Source organism: Rhizobium sp. H4, from assembly GCF_003013335.1.
GTDB classification, from domain to species: Bacteria; Pseudomonadota; Alphaproteobacteria; order Rhizobiales; family Rhizobiaceae; genus Rhizobium; species Rhizobium sophoriradicis.
In genome coordinates this window covers 1-2,722 of record NZ_PSOW01000041.1, presented here as the reverse complement: position 1 = coordinate 2,722, position 2,722 = coordinate 1, and the positions used below count along the sequence as shown (strand labels likewise).

Here is a 2,722-nt window from a genome sequence, read left to right as displayed (position 1 = left end):
GTATCCGTCCGAGCGCGACCGCCTGTGAATATTGAGTAAAATTGTTCAGACCCTGTCCTTATTCCCATGCATAAGGACAGTTGCCAACATGGAGATTTTTGAAGGAGACAGCGGATCTCGGGTGAGCCGTATCGAGGTGATCAACACCGGTCGGCGGCGTCGCTTTACTGAGGATGAGAAGCTGCGGATTGTCGCAGAAAGCTTTGCGGGGAGAGGCCGGGCGTCGGCCACGGCCCGTCAGTACGGCATCAGCCGCTCCCTGTTGAACCGTTGGCGCAAATCGGTTCGCCAGGGTTTGCACGGCCAGAAACAAATCGATGGCTTTGTGCCGGCGTTCGTCATGCCGGAAACGTTTGTGCCGGCGAAGCAGGTCACTCCGCCTGCTACGATGGAGCATCCGGTGGCGTCTCCTTCCAGCCGCATGGAGATTGTTGCGGCGAACGGCCGTCGTGTGGTCGTGGACGGCAGCGTCGACGTTGAGGCGCTGCTGCGGATCATGCGGGGTCTGGAAACGTTGCGATGATCACGCTTCCTTCCGGTCAGAATGTGCGGGTGTGGATTGCAACGGGCCATACGGACATGCGGTGTGGGTTTCCATCCCTTGCGTTGCGGGTGCAGGAGGTGCTGAAACTGAACCCTCTGGACGGCAATCTCTTTGTGTTCCGCGGTCGCAGCGGATCGCTGATAAAAGTGATCTGGAGTGACGGCCAGGGGAGCTGCCTTTTTACAAAAAAGTTGGACCGCGGCCGGTTCGTCTGGCCGTCTGCGGAAGGCGGCGCGATCGCGATATCGCCTGCGCAGCTTTCTTATTTGTTGTCCGGAATTGATTGGCGCCATCCGCAGGAAACCTTTCGTCCGACGAAGGTCGGATAGCATTACTTCATTGAAAATATTGAGAGAATATGATGGTATGGCTTCATGGTATCGAAGCCCTCCGATCCACCTGCGGACCTTGCAAGCGCCTATCTGGCGCTGCTTTCCGAGCGTGCGATGCTGCAGGCTGAACGTGATCTTGTCGTGGCTGAACGTGATGTCGTTGCCGCTGAGCGCGACACCGTCGTCGCCGAGCGGGACATCGCGGTGGCACAGGCCGCCAATGCACAGGCCATGCTGTCGGACAGCGAGGCGCTGATCGTCAGTCTGGAACTGGCGATCGAAAAGCTCCGGCGCGAACTGCGCGGTCAGAGATCCGAGCGCACGGCGCGTCTGATCGACCAGATGGAATTACAGCTCGAAGAGCTCGTGATGGCCGCGACGGAGGATGAAGTGGCGGCCCAGGCTGCTGCCGCCAGAACGTCGAGCGTGCGTTCGTTCACACGCAAACGGCCGGTGCGCAAACCCTGGCCAGAGGATGCCGAGCGCGAGCGCGTGGTGATTGATCCTCCGACCGTGTGTGCTTGCTGCGGCGGGTCGCGCCTGTCGAAGCTGGGCGAGGATGTCAACGAGACGTTGGAGGAGATACCGCGTCGCTTCAAAGTGATCGAGACGGTTCGGGAGAAATTTACCTGCCGCGATTGCGAGGCGATCAGCCAGGCGCCAGCACCGTTCCATGCCACGCCGCGCGGCTTCATCGGTCCGCATCTGCTGGCGACGATCGTCTTCGACAAATTTGGGATGCACAGTCCGCTGAACCGCCAGAGCACAAGGTTCAAATGTGAGGGCATAGACCTGTCGACCTCGACGCTGGCCGATCAGGTCGGATTTGGAACGGCGGCCCTCATGCCGGTCTACGACCTGATCGAGAAGCATGTCTTCGCAGCCGAGCGATTGCATGGTGACGACACGACCATCCCGATCCAGGCCAAGGGCAAATGCGTAACCGGGCGAATATGGACCTACGTGCGGGACGATCAGCCGTTCGGGGGAACGGCTGCGCCGGCGGCGATCTATTATGCGTCGAGTGACCGGCGCGGCGAGCATCCGCAGAAGCACCTGGCCGAGTATGGCGGCATTCTGCAGACGGATTGCTACAACGGGTTCGAGCCGGACACTATTGCCAAAACGAAGAAGGTGCCGATCACCTTTGCTTTCTGTCACGCCCATTCGCGTCGAAAATTCTTTGCACTGGCCGATATCCAGAAGAATGCTCGGGATCACAAGCGCAAAGGCAAGCCGATCTCGCCGATCGCATTGGAAGCCGTCAAACGCTATGACGAATTGTTCGAAATCGAGCGGCAGATCAACGGACTGAGCGCCGAAGAACGACTGGCTGTGCGGCAGGAGAAGAGCAAACCGCTGTTCGATGACATGCACGAGTGGTTGACGAAGGAACGCGCCACGCTCAGCAGATCGTCCGAGGTCATCGAGCCGATCGATTACATGCTCAAGCGCTGGGAGGGCTTTGCCCTCTTCCTCGAAGACGGACGGGTTTGTCTAACGAACAACGCAGCCGAGCGGGCGCTGCGCGGTATCGCATTGGGAAGGCGGAACTGGACCTTCGCCGGTTCCCAGCGTGGGGCCGATCGCGCTGCCGTCATGTTGACCGTCATCACCACATGCCGCCTCAACGATGTCGACTCAAAGGCGTGGCTTGCCGATGTCTTTGCCCGCATCGCCGATCTTCCCGTCTCCCGCTTGCATGAACTGCTCCCATGGGAGTGGAAAAGGCTGCGCCAGGCCGAAAAAGCCTCTGCTCAGATCACCGCCTGAATCTTATCCGCAGCATACATCAGCAATGACCCGCGCACGCGACCAAGTTCCGCGGTTCCTCGCGTATGGATAC

3 protein-coding genes are annotated in these 2,722 nt (G+C 59.6%); all 3 read left to right on the top strand.

The window, feature by feature from the left end; translation table 11 throughout:
* Positions 1 to 88: 88 nt before the first annotated feature.
* Genes C4N04_RS31330 through C4N04_RS31320 form a run of 3 tightly spaced genes read left to right on the top strand, consistent with a single transcriptional unit; the run spans position 89 to position 2,649 of the window.
* Positions 89 to 523: a transposase gene (locus C4N04_RS31330; protein WP_106797760.1), complete on the top strand. Its 435-nt coding sequence runs from the start codon at positions 89 to 91 to the stop codon at positions 521 to 523.
* Positions 520 to 873, top strand: a complete 354-nt coding sequence (gene tnpB, locus C4N04_RS31325) for an IS66 family insertion sequence element accessory protein TnpB (protein WP_097612581.1) — start codon at positions 520 to 522, stop codon at positions 871 to 873. Before C4N04_RS31330 ends, tnpB begins: the two co-directional genes overlap by 4 nt.
* A 45-nt stretch (positions 874 to 918) precedes the next feature.
* Complete coding sequence (locus tag C4N04_RS31320) at positions 919 to 2,649, top strand: IS66 family transposase (RefSeq protein ID WP_106797759.1); 1,731 nt, start codon at positions 919 to 921, stop codon at positions 2,647 to 2,649.
* Positions 2,650 to 2,722: the final 73 nt, after the last annotated feature.